The sequence below is a fragment of the Candidatus Nitrososphaera evergladensis SR1 genome, from assembly GCF_000730285.1.
GTDB classification, from domain to species: Archaea; Thermoproteota; Nitrososphaeria; order Nitrososphaerales; family Nitrososphaeraceae; genus Nitrososphaera; species Nitrososphaera evergladensis.
This window is the reverse complement of sequence record NZ_CP007174.1, coordinates 1,931,339-1,947,034: the sequence shown is the minus strand read 5'-3', so window position 1 is coordinate 1,947,034 and position 15,696 is coordinate 1,931,339. Positions and strand designations below refer to the sequence as shown.

At 52.2% G+C, this 15,696-nt stretch carries 19 protein-coding genes; 6 read left to right on the top strand and 13 right to left on the bottom strand.

Translation table 11 applies throughout. The features are described 5' to 3' along the window. The first annotated feature begins 73 nt into the window (after positions 1 to 73). Together NTE_RS10665 and acs are read left to right on the top strand one after the other, a co-directional pair. Positions 74 to 997, top strand: coding sequence for a DNA adenine methylase (locus NTE_RS10665; RefSeq protein ID WP_226987273.1), 924 nt, complete (start codon positions 74 to 76; stop codon positions 995 to 997). A gap of 76 nt (positions 998 to 1,073) precedes the next feature. Continuing rightward, positions 1,074 to 2,972: an acetate--CoA ligase gene (gene acs / locus NTE_RS10660; protein WP_420835307.1), complete on the top strand. Its 1,899-nt coding sequence runs from the start codon at positions 1,074 to 1,076 to the stop codon at positions 2,970 to 2,972. Here acs and NTE_RS10655 read toward each other — a convergent pair. Next, positions 2,969 to 3,418 (bottom strand): pyridoxamine 5'-phosphate oxidase family protein, encoded by a 450-nt coding sequence (locus tag NTE_RS10655; RefSeq protein WP_158385438.1) that lies wholly within the window; start codon positions 3,416 to 3,418, stop codon positions 2,969 to 2,971. The two genes, acs and NTE_RS10655, sit on opposite strands and share 4 nt — an antisense overlap. A gap of 226 nt (positions 3,419 to 3,644) precedes the next feature. Between NTE_RS10655 and NTE_RS10650 the strand changes: the two genes are divergently transcribed. The 4 genes from NTE_RS10650 to NTE_RS10640 all read left to right on the top strand — a co-directional run bounded on the left by NTE_RS10650 (position 3,645) and on the right by NTE_RS10640 (position 6,130). Beyond that, positions 3,645 to 4,031 carry a hypothetical protein gene (locus NTE_RS10650; protein ID WP_148701000.1) on the top strand — a complete coding sequence of 129 codons (387 nt, stop codon included), beginning with the start codon at positions 3,645 to 3,647 and terminating at the stop codon, positions 4,029 to 4,031. 187 nt (positions 4,032 to 4,218) lie between these two features. Next, a complete protein-coding gene (locus tag NTE_RS10645; protein WP_148700999.1) occupies positions 4,219 to 4,965 on the top strand; it encodes a prepilin peptidase in 747 nt (248 codons plus the stop codon). A 62-nt stretch (positions 4,966 to 5,027) separates the two neighbouring features. Continuing rightward, positions 5,028 to 5,156: a hypothetical protein gene (locus NTE_RS17355; protein WP_264357905.1), complete on the top strand. Its 129-nt coding sequence runs from the start codon at positions 5,028 to 5,030 to the stop codon at positions 5,154 to 5,156. Positions 5,157 to 5,278: 122 nt separating this feature from the next. Next, complete coding sequence (locus NTE_RS10640; protein WP_148700998.1) at positions 5,279 to 6,130, top strand: TrmB family transcriptional regulator; 852 nt, start codon at positions 5,279 to 5,281, stop codon at positions 6,128 to 6,130. A 32-nt stretch (positions 6,131 to 6,162) separates the two neighbouring features. Here NTE_RS10640 and NTE_RS10635 read toward each other — a convergent pair whose 3' ends face one another. From NTE_RS10635 to NTE_RS10580, 12 genes are all read right to left on the bottom strand, one after another. Then, positions 6,163 to 6,540 (bottom strand): hypothetical protein, encoded by a 378-nt coding sequence (locus NTE_RS10635; RefSeq protein ID WP_148700997.1) that lies wholly within the window; start codon positions 6,538 to 6,540, stop codon positions 6,163 to 6,165. Between the two features lie 183 nt (positions 6,541 to 6,723). After that, on the bottom strand, positions 6,724 to 7,533 hold the full coding sequence (locus tag NTE_RS10630; RefSeq protein ID WP_148700996.1) for an MASE3 domain-containing protein: 810 nt from the start codon (positions 7,531 to 7,533) through the stop codon (positions 6,724 to 6,726). A 36-nt stretch (positions 7,534 to 7,569) separates the two neighbouring features. Then, the gene (locus NTE_RS10625) at positions 7,570 to 8,322 is read right to left on the bottom strand and encodes an RAD55 family ATPase (protein ID WP_148700995.1); all 753 of its coding nucleotides are present in this window, start codon (positions 8,320 to 8,322) and stop codon (positions 7,570 to 7,572) included. Between the two features lie 7 nt (positions 8,323 to 8,329). After that, positions 8,330 to 8,623, bottom strand: a complete 294-nt coding sequence (locus NTE_RS10620; RefSeq protein ID WP_148700994.1) for a hypothetical protein — start codon at positions 8,621 to 8,623, stop codon at positions 8,330 to 8,332. After that, positions 8,620 to 8,904 (bottom strand): NitrOD5 domain-containing protein, encoded by a 285-nt coding sequence (locus NTE_RS10615; RefSeq protein ID WP_148700993.1) that lies wholly within the window; start codon positions 8,902 to 8,904, stop codon positions 8,620 to 8,622. The genes NTE_RS10620 and NTE_RS10615 overlap by 4 nt, the downstream gene beginning before the upstream one ends. Positions 8,905 to 9,065: 161 nt before the next feature. After that, on the bottom strand, positions 9,066 to 10,568 hold the full coding sequence (locus NTE_RS10610; RefSeq protein ID WP_148700992.1) for a type II secretion system F family protein: 1,503 nt from the start codon (positions 10,566 to 10,568) through the stop codon (positions 9,066 to 9,068). A gap of 24 nt (positions 10,569 to 10,592) precedes the next feature. Next, positions 10,593 to 11,297: an ATPase domain-containing protein gene (locus NTE_RS10605; RefSeq protein WP_148700991.1), complete on the bottom strand. Its 705-nt coding sequence runs from the start codon at positions 11,295 to 11,297 to the stop codon at positions 10,593 to 10,595. A gap of 6 nt (positions 11,298 to 11,303) precedes the next feature. Beyond that, complete coding sequence (locus NTE_RS10600) at positions 11,304 to 11,843, bottom strand: hypothetical protein (protein ID WP_148700990.1); 540 nt, start codon at positions 11,841 to 11,843, stop codon at positions 11,304 to 11,306. A gap of 36 nt (positions 11,844 to 11,879) precedes the next feature. Continuing rightward, on the bottom strand, positions 11,880 to 12,350 hold the full coding sequence (locus NTE_RS10595) for a hypothetical protein (protein ID WP_158385435.1): 471 nt from the start codon (positions 12,348 to 12,350) through the stop codon (positions 11,880 to 11,882). Continuing rightward, positions 12,343 to 13,872, bottom strand: coding sequence for a hypothetical protein (locus NTE_RS10590; protein ID WP_148700988.1), 1,530 nt, complete (start codon positions 13,870 to 13,872; stop codon positions 12,343 to 12,345). The genes NTE_RS10595 and NTE_RS10590 overlap by 8 nt, the downstream gene beginning before the upstream one ends. Before the next feature lie 16 nt (positions 13,873 to 13,888). Further along, positions 13,889 to 14,581, bottom strand: coding sequence for an archaellin/type IV pilin N-terminal domain-containing protein (locus NTE_RS10585; RefSeq protein WP_148700987.1), 693 nt, complete (start codon positions 14,579 to 14,581; stop codon positions 13,889 to 13,891). A 325-nt stretch (positions 14,582 to 14,906) separates the two neighbouring features. Beyond that, positions 14,907 to 15,563 carry an archaellin/type IV pilin N-terminal domain-containing protein gene (locus NTE_RS10580; protein WP_148700986.1) on the bottom strand — a complete coding sequence of 219 codons (657 nt, stop codon included), beginning with the start codon at positions 15,561 to 15,563 and terminating at the stop codon, positions 14,907 to 14,909. Between the last annotated feature and the right edge of the window lie 133 nt (positions 15,564 to 15,696).

Below are 15,696 nucleotides of genomic sequence, written 5' to 3'. Positions count from 1 at the left end.
TCGCCCGGGATCGTACTGTTTGCACCCGGCTTTTTTTAAGCTTGAAAACACATCTCAATGCATCTTGGAAAACGTGGGGCCTTTTCTGAAATGGGCTGGCGGCAAACGCCGTCTTGTGCACATGCTTGCCCAGTTCTGCCCTGAAAGGCTCGACCGCTACTTTGAGCCCTTTCTCGGAAGCGGGGCCCTGTTCTTTCACCTTGTACAGTCAAGGCCGCGCTTTGAAGCAGTGCTTTCTGATTCCAATTACGAATTGATTAACGTGTACCTGCAGGTGCGCGACAGGACCGCCGAGCTGGTCGAGTTGCTGCAAGAGCACCAGCAAAACTACTATGCAGGACGGGAGAGGTACTATTACTCTGTACGCGACCTAGAGCCTACAAGCGGGGTCGAGCGGGCCGCAAGGATGATCTTTTTGAACCGGACCTGCTACAACGGACTCTTTCGCGTTAACCGGTCCGGCAGGTTCAACGTCCCGCACGGCACGTACGAGCGCCCGACGATATGCAACCGAGACGCGCTTTTTTCAGCCGCCGGCGTGCTTGCGCGCGACGGCGTCAGGATAACACACGCAAGCTACACCCAGACAACGAGGTCGTGCGCAAAAGGCGACGTCGTGTACTTTGACCCTCCCTATTTGCCGCTGACCAAGACTGCAAACTTTGTAGATTACACCCGTGAGAGTTTTGGCTGGCATGACCATGTGGAGCTTGCCGGCGAGTTTGTACGCCTGCACGACCTTGGATGCGCTGTAATCCTCTCTAATTCCGACACGCGCAAAATACGCGACCTGTACGGCGACTTTACGATAAAGACTGCAAGGGTCGAGCGCCTGATAAACTGCAACGCATCGCGCCGGACGGGCCAGCGCGAACTGATGATATTGTCATCATCGCCAAATGCCGTCGTGCGCGCCAGAAAGAAAAAGAAGGATGTCTGCAGGGCGCGCCTTGCCGCTCCTGCTACTACTGCCGCCGTGCAAGCGATCCGTTTTTAAAACAAATTCGGCTTTTGGTTGGTGATTGTCGTCAGGCAAGCCTTCAAAGCTGTACGAAGAGTCAAGCGGAGTCAAGGTGACTGTCCGGCCCGGCACGGCGCTGGAGGATATGTCAAAGGAAGCGCTTTCAGACCCGGAAAAATTCTGGGCAAAGCAGGCCCGGGGCCTTGACTGGCACAGGCCGTGGGACCGCGTGCTTGACTGGAACCCGCCCTTTGCGCGCTGGTTTTCCGGCGGCCTTCTCAATGCCTCTGTCAACTGCCTTGACCGGCACATTGCTACAGACGTCAAGAACAAGGCCGCAATCATCTGGGAGAGCGAAAGCGGCGAGTCCCGTACGCTCACGTATTTCCAGCTGTACCGGCTTGTCAACAGGTTTGCAAACGTCCTCAAGAGCCTTGGCGTGCAAAAGGGCGACAGGGTCACGATATACATGCCGCTGGTGCCAGAGCTCCCCGTGGCGATGCTTGCGTGCGCAAGGATTGGGGCGACTCACTCTGTAGTTTTTTCAGGCTTTAGCTCGCAGGCGCTAATTGATAGAGTAAATGACGCGCAGTCCAAAGTGATAGTGACGGCAGACGGCGGCTTTCGCAAGGGAAAATTGGTCGACCTGAAAAAGGTCGTAGACGAGTCGCTTGTACAGACGCCCTCCGTCCAGCACGTGGTGGTGTTGCGCCGTGCAGGAAACGAGGTGAGGATGGGGCCAAAGGACGTGTGGTGGCACGAGGCCATTGATAAAGTGCCGGCGTTTTGCGAGCCGGAAATGGTAGAGAGCACGCACCCGCTTTACATACTGTATACTTCGGGAACGACTGGCAAGCCAAAGGGCGTGATGCACGGGACGGCCGGCTACCTGGTGCACCTGTACGCCACCGCCAAGTGGGTCTTTGACTTTAAAAAAGATGACATATTCTTTTGCACCGCAGACATTGGCTGGGTGACGGGCCACAGCTATATGGTGTACGCGCCTCTGATGCACGGGGTCACGGAGATAATGTACGACGGCGCGCCGGACCACCCAAGGCCGGACAGGTACTGGGCTGTTGCAGAAAAGCACGGCGCAACCATCCTCTACACGACGCCGACTGCGCTGCGCATGTACATGAAGTATGGCGACGCGGTGCCAAACTCGTTTGACCTTTCGTCGCTGCGCCTGCTTGGCACGGTGGGCGAGCCGATAAACCCGGAGGTGTGGCAGTGGTACTTTACGACAATTGGAAAAAGGCGCCGGCCGATAATCGATACCTGGTGGCAGACTGAAACCGGAGGCATCATGCTCTCTGCCTGCACCGGCATCGACTTTGTGCCGATGAAGCCCGGCTCTGCAACCTTTCCCGTGCCCGGAGTCGACGCGGCGGTGGTTGACGACAACGGCAATCCAGTACCGCCGGGGACAAAGGGCTACATCGTGGTGAGAAAGCCTTGGCCGGGGATGCTCCTTTCGCTGTGGGGCGACGACGAGAAATACAAGAAAACCTACTGGAGCAAGTTTGAAGGCGTCTACTATCCAGGCGACTATGCGCTTGTGGACAAGGACGGCTACCTGTGGCTCCTTGGCAGGGCAGACGACGTGCTAAAAGTGGCGGGTCACAGGCTTGGCACGATGGAGCTTGAAAGCGCGTTTGTGTCGCACAGGGCCATAGCTGAAGCTGCCGTGGCAAGCAAGCCTGACACGACAAAAGGCGAGTCGATAATCGCATTTCTTGTCGTAAAGGAAGGGACGACAGCGGCACCTGATGCGCTGCGCAAAGAGATCGTAGAGCACATACGCAAGACCGTGGGGCCGATAGCGACGCCTGACGAGGTGTATTTTGTCGGCAAGCTTCCAAAGACACGCTCTGGCAAGATAATGCGCCGGCTGCTAAAGGCGATTGCATGTGGCGACAAGATAGGCGACATCACCACGCTTGAGGACGGGGCTGCCATTGATGAGGTAAGGCACGCCTATGATGAATTGAAAAAAGCAGTAGGCTAGAACTTCCAGCTCGCCATTGCACTTGGCGTTACCTCTACCACGCACGAATCGGGGCCCATTGCAATCACCATCTTGGCGCTCTTGCTCTTTGTCGTGCCAAGGTACCTTTTCACGCAGCGCCTCGTGACTCTGGTCGCGTACTTCGAATCGTCAATCACTTTGGCGGTGCCCCTGCCCCTGACGCCAAGCGGCGGCTCGCCTGATGGGTTTTCATCGACAAGGAAATAGACGTCGGGATTCTTGCGGAGGGCGCCTGCCTTTCTGCCATTTCTGTCGGTGGCAAAATAGAACTTGCCCCTGCTATAGTAGTACCAGACGGGGTGGACCATTGGCCTGCCCTTTTCATCCAGAAATGCGAGCCTCAGCAGGTTTGGCCGTGCAAAAAGTTGCGCGACTTGTTTTCTGGATAACTGCCTTGCATGGGCGTCGGCAAGCGTAAACTTCACATTCTGCAGTGGCCCTGATGCCTTTAATTAATTAATGCTGCACTATGCGTTATACTATCACTTGATTTATTAATCGCCAAGGTAATTGCTCCATGTTCGACAAATGCTTATGATGATGTCGTCTCGTCTTGGAATCACAAAAAACCTCTTTGCGTATTCTGAATATGCCATCTTGCCGCCGCTGCCGCAGCGGCAGCTGAACTAGTAAGATAAAAGGTATTATCAGATGGCTTCACAAGACAGGTTCCATGAATTTTGCGAAAAGATTCTTGCTCTGGATACTGCAGTAATATTTTTCGCCTTGGTGGACCACATTGGCGATATTGTCGCCATGACTTACCGGGAGACGCCCTTTGTCGACGAAAAGGAAGCCATGCAGTACGCGATACAGATGACTATTGCAGCAATACTTTTGGCTCACTTTGAAAATCGGCTGGGCAGAATACAGTATACGGTGACGTACCATGACGACATCGCCCGGGTCACTCTGCCCATAGTTGTTGGAAACCAGAAATTCTTTGTCCTGCTGCTTTTGGATTCAGGGTCGGATGTCGTCTCGGTGATGAAAAACAAGATATCGCCATTTGTGATGGGTTCCAAGGGAATATTTTGAAAACAGTCAAGGCCTGATTCTCTTTCTCGTCGCTTCTGCCCTCCCATTGACAACAACCACAAAATGTCTCAGCCCTGCCAAAGGCGGTTCCTGAAACTGCCTTGTGCGCGTATATGCGTGTGTGTCAAATCTAGTCCGTGCAGGCCATTAAGAGGCAGCACGCCGAGTACCAGAAGCACCATATTGTATGATGGATGGTACTGCCGACCTTGCACTAGTGCGCATCTGCATAGCCTTTGGCATGTTTGGAATAGCCGCAGCCATGGACATGAGGCAGCGGTATGTGGATGATCGCTTGTGGGTGGCGTTTGGAGCCGTCGCAGCCGTGCTCTACTTTTTTGACTTTCGGCAAATGGACATTACGATTGCCACACTCTCGATGGGCCTTGGCGGTGCGGCCTCCTACCTGCTTTACCGGACGGGGCTGTTTGGCGGTGCCGATGCCCTTGCGCTGGTGGTCTTTGCTGCTCTCCTTCCTACGTATGACGGCAGGTTTTTTCTGGAAGGCATTTCAGCGAAAGGACAAGCGCACCCGCTGTCGCCGCTCATGCTGCTCTCAAATGCAGCCATTCTGTCTTTTACGCACTTGGTTGTCAACATGGTAAAAAACGCGCAGTACGGAGCGAGGCACCGATCCTCACTTTTTGCCGGCATGGAAGGGGAGACAACCACGAGAAAAGCGCTGGCTGTCCTGCTTGGGCACCGCTCCAATGGTTCTGGTTTTGCCTTCTTGATGGAAAAAAACTGCGGAGGCGTCAGGAAATTTGATTTTTCACTAAAGCCTGCAGAGGATACGCCTTTTGAATCTCAAGTGGGCGTCTGGGTCATGCCCGGCATTCCATTCCTTGTATACATGCTTGCAGGCCTTGCGGCAATGGTGTTCATAGGCGACTTGGCAATTGCTCTCCTTTCTTCTTTTGCAGGGATCTTGTAATACGCATATGTCTTTGTTTTTACGTGCAAACATTGTAGTAACCAGACTGCAAGTGATTTCTCATGGAATATGACGAGCGATGCTGCATGTGCGACAAAGAGGCAGAGATCTTTCAGGATGACGACCTGAACTACTGCGTTGAATGCTGGCAGAAAATGACTGCACATATCCCCGGCGAATTCTACAACTGACGACCGCACCATGTACCCCGCCGCATGTTGGGCGCGTACAGGGCCCTTTCTACACTATTGCTTTCAATCTCATGAAAAGCTCAAGCTTAAATACTTTGATTTACCTTGACTAGTTCCTAAAAATGGAGCCGATCCTCGGGCAGTTGAACGGATTCCTGCAAAAATTCGGTACTTCTACCTACGATCCGTCAATTTACGCAATGTATGATGAAGTGCTTGCGGGCCTGCAGGAACTGGGATTGAGCGCAAAGGAGGCCCGTATTCTAGTCTATCTAATAATCCGCAAACAGTCCACTGCGACCGACATCTCGCGCTACAATGACATCGGTCGCACCGAAACCTACAACTACATAACCGGCCTCATGCGAAAAGGCGTAGTCTTTTCCACTTTTGACAGGCCGCAGAAATACTATGCGCTTCCTCTCGAGAAGGCCTTGGATCACTTGATCGAGACGCGCCGCGGGGCGTTGCAGCGACTTGCCGAATCCAAGGCTGACTATTGCAGCATGCTAGAAAGGCTGTCCCGCAGCATGTCGCTTTCGTCCATTGAAGAAAAAGAGAGCTACCAGATACTGAGCGGGGAAAATTCCATAATCTCGACGGTCAAGCGTGTGATCCTTGATGCCCACGAGGAGATTATGCTGCTTGTCAGCGAAAAGACGTTTGCCAGTTTTTACCACACTGGCATCGTAGATGATCTGACGGCGCTGACAAAGAGGGGCATCTCGGTGCACCTGCAAACGTCCTGCAAGAACATCCAGGACTACATCGGCACAAACCTTGAGGGTAGCAACATCGTGGTAAACAGCGGCATTGAAGAAAAGATGGTGGATTTCGTGCTAATCGACAACAAGGACATTGTAGTGATGCTGCTTGGCGCAAGCAAGTCTGACAAGATAAAGCCACACGGCTTTTACACCAACAACCTGCCAATAATCAGCGTTTTCAAGACGTTCTTTGAAAATACCAAGTAAAGCGAGATGATGATGCTCTATGTACCTGCGAATCAGGCCTTCTTGGAGGCTACAATCTGTTCTATTCTCGGATCGTGGCACACGGTCAGGTCCACTTGCGAGTTTGTACAGCTGTCAACTATGAGGTCCACCGATCCGTCGCACAGTTCTTTATCTGAAGAAGAGTCGTAACAGCGGTCCAGCTCTTCTGCCGCTTGAGAGTCATACATGGCGTAAAGCGCCTGCTCCGGGTTATTTTTTGCAAAATGTTCTACAGATGACGATGATGGTGGATTACTATTGCTGTCGCTTGACATTGCGACAGCAGAACGGGGCACTGGCAGAGAAAAGCCGGACAGCATGGTCTTGGCCCCGCTTGTAATGAGAAATACGGGTATAGCTACGGTGACAATAACTACCAGAGCCGCCAACCGCACCTCGTCCACCATTTCTGTATGTAAATGATTATACGAACCATTATTTAAATCTACATTTAAACATAGTATGTTAATCGGTAAGAATAGTATCAGTTTATGCACTCACGCTTAATGCCTAATGTCCGAAAAATGTCCTTATAATGACGTAATTGACTAGCTACTGCCGCTCTTCTGCTGTCAGCGGGTCCTATTGAGGCCTAGTACAAAAGTAGCAAAGCCTGCAAGCAGGAAAAGCCTTCCCATCCATATCAGGGAGCTGGACGCGCCAAGGTCGAGAACCTTGTCGATGGTAAAGGACAGCTCCGAGAACGTCAAAAGAACAAAACCGATGATGAACCAAAAGAGGATCTGGCTGTTGTTGTTCTTTTTGCGGATGCTGACGTATACTGTGCAGGTCACTGCGAAAAATATCAAGACGTGCAATTCTATGTACAGAGAAAAGGGGCTCCACCCGTACTGGCTGCTGTAAAGCGGCACGGAAAGGCTTTCCTGGATTGTAGAGATGTAGATTATGATTGACGCCGTGGTGACCATGATGACTGCGACTAGGATGTACGCCTTGAACTCCATGTTCTCCCGGATGCTCTTGTCTGACCGCAAGGTGCCAAGTAGGATGAAAATTGCCGCCGCAAACTCGCTCGTCCCCCTGAACAGCTCTGACGCGCTTACGTACGAGTCAAGGGCGGCATCCAGGCTTCCGCCAGTGGTTATGGCGTTTCCTATCATGCCTATGCCAAGCGTAAAGAACCCTGCAGACATCCACAGGATCCTCCTGCTGTTTGTGACGTAAAACGCGTACATTTCTTGAAAGAATACTATCAGGCCCATGGCTCCTGAAGCCAGGAAAAGCACGCTGCTTGCCTGGCGGCTTTCAAAATCGCCTGCAATGACTGTTGCAGCAAGTATGCCTGCAGAGGAGCCTGCTATTGCCAGCGCAAAGACAAATGCCTGCCATTTCCTTGATTGAGTCTGGTGGGATGAGAGCATGATATTGGCATCCCATCATTTTACTACCACAGTGTATCAGATCCCGCCAAACGCCTTTGATACCCTGAGGGCAAAGGACTTGTGCGGGGCTCCACTTAGCACTCCTTCCCACTGCTCAAACGATCCGCCGACTTCGATCCCTTTGGACGTTATCCTGATCTCACGGAGCGTCTTTTCGTGGTCGCTTCCGCGCATCTTTAGTATTGCAACTGCGCGCCTGATGGCCGACTCGATCTCCACGTACTTTAGCACGACGACAGTGTCTGCCAGGAAACTGAGGCCGTGGTCGTAGGACCCAAAGCCGTGTGCAGTGTCTGCCTGCGCCTCGTGCAGGAGCATCGACGTCGCGCCCTTTGTCTTGAGGTATCTTATGAGCGTGTATATCTCGTCTCTGACGGAATTCTTGCGGGACAGCTCAAAGTAGCTTATCGAGTCTATGACTATTCTTTCAGCGCGTTCGGATGAAAACTCGGAGATCATGTCCTGGTTCTGGACAAGGACGTCCGGCGACGTGGAAATGACCTTGAGCCTGTTTTCTTCCTCGAGCTTTTCCAGATTCATGCCAAGGTTTTTTGCGTCGCGGTAAATCTGGTCCGGCATCTGCTCAAACGTGACGTACACCGCGTTTTCGCCGTACTTTACCACGCCGTTGTACAGGAACTGCAGCGCAAGGTTGGTCTTACCCGTTCCTGCCGCTCCAGTTACTAGGACGCAGTCTCCCTTCATGAACCCGCCGTTGAGCATGGCGTCAAACTCTGAAATGCCTGTCGGTGCGCGGCCCTTTGCCATTTTTCTTTCAGGCACCTCCCTGCTGTCGCCCAAGCATGTTCTCAATCTTGGTGTCTATTTCATGGGCCCTCTTTTTGTCAAGCACGAGCACTGTCGTCTTGCCAGATGGAATCTTGACAAGTACGCCAAGGTCTACCAGCTTGTCGACGTCGTTTTCAACCTGCATCGCGGTCTGCCCTATTCTCTTGGCCACGCCTTCCATCGTGTCTATGAGGTTTGGATTCTTTTGGAAGAGCTTCATGAGTTCTACCGTCGTAACTGACGACAGGATTGTGTTGACAATGTCAATGGACGTGCTCAAGCTGCCTTTACCTCCTGTAGCGAGTGGTGCTCCAAAAACCGCACGAATTCTGAATTGTGCGACGGATTGGAATTCCTTATCTGCTTGCAGATGGCCACCTCAAGCGAAGCCGCGTAGTTGCCAAAAAGCTGCTGCAAAATGGCGTGAAAGCGTTCCGGCTTGTCTGGAATGTCTTTTGGCTTTAGGCCAAACTGGTTTTCAAGATGAAACATCAGGACCTTTGACGTGTTAGGCCCGAAAATGCTGAACGTGTCAGTCACCGCGTCCATTATCTCCTTCATGGCATGAATTCTACTTCTGATTTTATATCCTCAAGCAAGTCAAGCGATTTACATACACTTGAGGTGGCGGTAGAAGAGGGCGCAAGAAAAATATGCAGCAGCAAAAAAGTGCGTATGGCCTTCTTACTGTTTTTCTTTTTTTATGTGTATGTATGCGTATGTCACGGGACCTGAGTGGCAAGGTCGCCAAATGGGTTTGCGCCAATGATGTCGCCAAACATCTCGCCTACGAATTGCTGCACTCCAAACGACACTACGCCGCCTATGACAAGCAGCAGGCCGATGTTAAACCACATCGTCTTGTACAGCCCTCCCTGGGAGATCTTGATCACAAGCCCGTTTATGCACGCCAGGGCGACTATCATCAGCGGCAGTACAATGTTCATTGTGTCTGGCGGAATTGGCTGGATGACGCTTGCTCCCATGCTCTTGTCAAGGTGGCCAAATATGTCTGCAAAGAACTGAAAGACGCCCTTCATAAAGCTCATGACGGCCACCGTCAGGACGTGCAGGATGAGCACTGTTGTCTCGAAAGCCTTTGACACCTGCTGCCTCTTTTTTCTCAGGTCATTGAATCTTGCCGTAAGCTGCGCCAGCGTCTCTCCGACCTCTATCATGTTGGCCCCCTTGACCATCGAGATTGAGATTACCTTGTTGCTTGCCGTGATAAGCTCGTTTCCCGTGTCAATGGAAAAGAGGTCAAAGGCGTGCTCCATCGTGACCCTGTTCAGCACCCTGTTCAGCATGGACCTTGCGTGCGTCGACAGGCCGCCAAAATCGCTCTTCATTACTGTCTTGAGCGCCTGCCCAAGAGAGCCCACGGTTGAGTATATCTCTGTGAGGTGGCGTATGAAAGAAGGGAACGACTCGTCCAGTTTTTTGATCCTGCCTTCCACCCTCCTAGCCATAAAGCCCGGCAGGATGAGCGGTCCTCCAACGGCGCTTACGATAATCTCCCTTGGGACCTGCGGGACAAACAAAAGAGCAACGCCAATAGCCACGCTTGCACCCACGGACGGCAAAAAGATCTTCTTGAACTGCCTCAGGTGCTCCCCGTTTTCATTCATCAACTTGTCCTTTGGGAATATCATGTACATCATAAACGCAAACGCTCCAAGGCCTGATATCGTGGCAAACGCGACTACGATTATCGTAGAACTGTCTCCGCCCCCTATCATCGACATTATCATCATCGCGGCTATCATGAAAGACGCCGTAGACATCAGAGTGGAGAACATGCCAAGAAGGAGCTTGAGCGACTCCATGCTCCTCTCGTACGCCGCGGCATAGGCATTGACGACGGCCGCCATCTCGCTCTTTAGGAAGTCGCGCAGGCTGTCTCCTAGCCTTATGACCTGCTCCAGCTTCATGAGGAACAGCTTGAACTCCTCGTTTGGCATCTGGGATGCGACAATGCCAGCTGCAGTTGCAATGCCGTACTGCCACCTGAGGCCGAGGTTGTAGATCTCTGTCACCGTCTTTGAATAAGTTCCGTACCCAACAGAGCCGGCGGTTTTAAGCAGGTTTGCCGGCGATATCTCTGCCGTGGCCAGCGAGAAAAGAAACGTCACAAAGTACACCAGCGTCTCGTCAAGCGTGCTGCTCGACTTGGATTGGCCCGGAAGAAAGGGCAGGATTTTTTTCAGGTCAAGGCCGGCTTTCATTGTCTCTTCTCTCTTTTTCTCCTCTTATGCGTTGGCCATCGATATTGGCACTATCTTGATCCCAAAGTTCTGGTCGACTTCGAAGCTGAACTGCGACGTTACCTGCGACGATGAGCCTATGAGCTTTACCACCTCCATGACCTTGACGCTCCTGCCGCTCACGATGGCGTTCTGGATCTTCAGGTAGCCGTCGCACGTCGACCTTATGCGCAGCGCAACGTCCTCGCTGACGGCGCCGGGGTGCAATGTCATGACGATGGACATGCCGTTTGAGACAAGGTACTTGCAGCGCGTGAAAAAGTCCATAACGGTGTTTGCGTCAGAGTGCATGCTAAGGACGGACAGGGAATCGATGACCGTCACGTCGTACTTTTTCAGGTTTATACTCATGTACCTGCTCACAACCGGAAGAAGATACTTGGACAGGTTTTCAGACCATGTTATGCCGTCAGCCTGCACCTGCAGTATTGAAAGCCTGTTCTGCAGGAAGGGGTGGCTGAAATCAAACGTTATCTTTTTCATCTTGGCAATGTAGTCTTTGATGTTGCTCTCTGTAGTGATGTAGAGCACCTTCAGCTTTGAGTCAAGCATCCCCTTCATGAACTGCGCCGTGAGCGCGCTCTTGCCCGTGCCGTGCTCGCCTTCCACGAGCACAAGCGACGGAAGCGGGAGCCCTCCGCCAAACTGCCTGTCGACTTCCTCGTTGCTGGTAGAAACCGTGCTTATCATGCCGTGCTAGAGCGTACCTCCCTTGCTTGCAGTCACGCCGTTCTGCGTGGACACGGTTATGTAGGCAGAGGGGCTTGACGCGTATATGGGGTTCTGGGGCTTTAGCTTGATGGTAAACTGCTCGCCGGGGTTTACCACCTGCGGGTCGACGTACGAATCCATCGACGAGTCAAAAGAGGAGATGACCCACTGGCCTGCCTGCGCAGGCGTGGCGGAAATGCCGCCGTACTCTAACTCCTCTGTAGTCCTGGCCCTGTTCCCCGTGACGTTGGCGTCGTAGGCGGCTATCACCGTGAACTTGGAATACTCCCACAGCTTGGTGCTGCCGTCGTTGGCAAGCTCTACGCTTATCGCAGAGCCTCCCGGCACAAGCGATATTGACGTGATGCTGATGCCTGTCTTTAGCTCTGCGTCGTCTGACCTTGCCCTCTGGGCGATGGTGTTGCTCATCGCGGCATCTCTGTCAAGCATACCCGGTATGGTCAGCATGACGTACACCATAGTGATCATCATTATCCCGCCAGACACCGCGTTGCTTATGCCCATCTTCTTTTTTCAGCCCATCCCTATCATTGTCATATGCTAAGTTGAGAACAGGTACTCGTCCGTAACCCCGTTTGGCGCCACAAGCCTTACAACGTATGTGCTGCCTGGAGAGAGGTTGCTTGCGGTGGTGATGTCTATCTGGACGGTGTCTTTGATCTGCCACTGCGTCATGTTTGCGCTATAGGCCCATTTTGGAGCGGACCCTGCATTGTAGGGTATCTTGGCTGTCGATCCTACCTTGCCAAAATACACGTCCAGCTTGTCCGTGTTGGTTATCGGGGTGCTGCCAATGTTTTTGGCCCACACCGTCACGGCCGGCGACGAGCTGTTGCCCGAAACATATACCGTTTTTATCTTTGTCAGGATCACGTCTTTCTGCGCTTCGGCAGAGATCGTAAACGACGAGTTCAGGGCGCCGGTCTTGCTTATGACCATCCCTGACAGAGAAGCGGCCACGATGACTGAGGCAACCAGCAGTATGCCCTCAGTTATCCCCGCGCTAACCATCCGCGTTCCTCCTGTACGTCCCTGCGCGGCTTGCCGCCGCAGCGGCGGCTGGTGCATTCTTGGCAGATTTTGACCTTGCCTTTAGCTTGGCATACTCTAGATCTGCCTGGGCGTCTTTGATGCCCATTATCTGGCCCAGCCTGTAGAGCCTGATCATGGCCTCATCGGCAGACATGCCAAAATCTTTCAGCATGCCTACGACTTTGTATATCGCCGCTTCGTCTTCTGCCTTGAGGCCAAACTGCCTGTATTGCTCGATCAGCGCCTCAAGCTCGTCAGGTCCCATGTCGCACAGCAGCTTGTCCAGTATCGAGACCATCGACATCAATTTGCCGAGGGTTAGGTTTCCCTGAAAAAGCGGGTTTGCGTGACCGTTTCCATTCCCATTTCCATTCCCATTTCCGTTCTCGTTGCCTTGCTTGTAGTAGCCTGTTACCATTGAAACCTCATCTCCAAGTTTTTCAGCCTGCGAAAGTAGATGCTGATGCTGCTGCTGAAACGTTGCTTCTCCATCCCTGGCTTCTGCTGTCGCCTGTTGTTGTAGCAGTTTTTCAAGCGAGGCCTTCGAGGTGGCAACGTCGCTGTCATCATCACCGCGTTCGTAGCCCGCAAGGGGCTTTTTTTCGGCCGGAATAATATCGGTTTGTTGCTTATCGTCGTCATTGTCATGAACTTTTGGTTTTTGTTCCTCTACTGCTGCCGTTTGTTCTTCCTTTTTTTGGCCCTGAACCTTTGCTGCCGGCAGTTCGACGTGGGGCAAGCCCTGAATGGGGTCTGACAGGTTCTTGATGTCCATCGTCTCAAAGTACTTGCGCATGAAATTCAGGGGGTTCACCATCTCCGCCTGAAATGCCTTCAGGTCGGTCAGGGACGATTCAAACGACAACGTGAGGTTCTGTATGTCACCTTTCAGCTTGCTTATGTCGTCTCTGAAAGACGCTACCTCATTCTTCATGCTGGTCACGTCAGTCACGACTTCTCCGACCTTCTTGGTCACCATGTCTTCTATCATGGCTACCGTGTCTTCCATGCTGTTGTTGTTGGGCGCTTGCAGAGGCGGCGGTGGCGCAAGCTGTGCGCTTGCCTGCTCTTGCGCGGCAGATGCAGGAGCCGCCGTTACGACTTCAACAGCCTGCTGCCCTGCGGCAGCAGAAGGAGCCGCCGTTGCTGCTTCCGCCGTAGCTGAGCCTGAAGCCATTGTTGCCTCTCCACGGCGTGGCACAATTTTGAATATCTGAAGTATATTTTTGATGTGTGGCGGCAGAACAAAGCCTGCTGCGCCTGCTATTGCAGGACAAAACAGTACGACCGCCGAAGCGGCGTTATCAGGGCTTGTGATATAGGCCGGATCAAATTTGCCAAATGCAAAGTGTTCTGGAATCATGAAATTAGCGGCAACGTAGAACGCTCCCGTAGCAGCGCCAGCAATCATTCCTCTAAAGCCTGCGCCGGATATCTTTAATCGAGATGCTGATGATGACGATGGCTTGAGTTTTAAAAAAAAGTTGGATGGGAAGACCATTTTGTGGTCCGCTCCCTTAACCGAGGTTCAACACTGCGTCAGTGATTGTTGGCACGCTTCTTACCACTGTCAGCGGTGCACCTGCCGAAACTATGATTTCGGTGTTGACCGTGTCCAGTGCTGCTGGCCTGTCGCCGTTCTTGTACGCTATGGCCAAAACTGCCTGCTCCCCTGCGTCGACGATGGAGTTGTTGTTCACGTTGGCCGTGAAGTAGATGAATGCGGCAGTCGAGTTGGAACCTGCGCCTACGCCTGGGATCTCGTTGATGTATCCTGCTGTCTTGGCTGCAGTAAGTGCGCTGTTGATGTCTGTGTATGTTCCGCTGGTCAGCGTTCCCTTGAAGATGTTGTCGTAGGTTACGCTCTTGCTGAAGTATTTCACTGCAGTCTTTGACGCCGTGATGTCGACTGACGAACCGCCGGACGCCAGCTTGATGGGTATGGTGTATGCATCAACCTTTGATGCAGTTGTGTTGCCCTTGCCTGTTACCTGGCCTGCGATTTCAATCGCGCTGCTTGCTTCACCAAGTCCTGACGTGATTGTGCTCTTTGCCTTCTGCGTTGTCGAAAATCCCATGTTTAGGACGACGAAAGACAGGGCTGCTGCAACGATAACGAATGCTATCAAAACTATTGCAGATTCAATGCCCACTACTCCGCGCCTATTGTGTCTGTTTCTGTTGTTGTTTGGAGTCCTTCTGACTTCCATGAACCCTGTATAGGGGGTTGATGTTAAAACCTAGAGTATGTTCGCCATTATACTACCGCTGCGTATGCACCGTCGAAATATGCAGGCTTGTACGCCTGCGGGCAAAAAAACGACAGTTGTTGTTGTATGTAGGTTTTTGACATAAAACACCTTTAATTGCACATTCTGTTTATCTATCCTGTCTGAACAGCCAACCAGGAACAGTCCCGACCGACTTGTTCATACACCACCATGCTACTACACACATATCCCTCTATCGGTCGGGACTTCCTTTTAACAACTTGTTTGCACAAATAACGATACTCAAAGAAAAGAGCCTGCGCGCCTAATCCAGCCTTATCACTGCATCTGCTACAGGCGGTATCGTTCTTTCCACGCTTAGCGGGGCACCTGAAGCAGGGATCACTTCGAGCCTCGCAACATCAAGCGCCGCTGGCCTTTCTGCGTCCTTGAACACTACAAGGATCATTATCTGCTCTGCAGGGTCGAGGACTTTGTTGTTGTTGGTGTTTGTAGTAAAGTAGACGATGGCCGCAGTATTGGCCGGTCCTGCGCCTTCTCCGGGCTTTCTTACAATCATGTTTTCGTCCTTGGCCTGCTGGATGGCGTCGTCCATGGAGGCAAACGTGGTGTTGCTCATGATCCCGGAATAGATGTTGTCGTACGACACAGCCTTGCTAGAGTATCTGATGATCATCTTGTCCGGTGCAATGTCGATTGACGAGCCGCCCGCTGCCAGCTTGGCAGGTATGGTATAGGCCGCCACCACTGCGTTTGTCACGTTGCCCTTTCCGGTCGCTGCGCCGGCAACTTCAATGCCCGAACTGGCTTCTGAAAGTCCAGACGTGATGGCGCTCTTGGCTTTTTCAGTAGTCTGGAATCCTGAATTTAGGACAACATACGCTATTGCCGCGGCAACTATTACGAACGCTATCAGCACTATGGCTGACTCGACGCCTGTTACGCCGCGCCTTGGAATCAACGATACAGCATGGTATCTTGTTCTTAACTTTCGTTATATAAAACATAATTTACCAAAGTGTAAAGTCTTGTGTACAGGGCATTTTCGCTGGCAAACCCTGCAAACTGCAAAATACCACCTAAAAGTTAGGCAA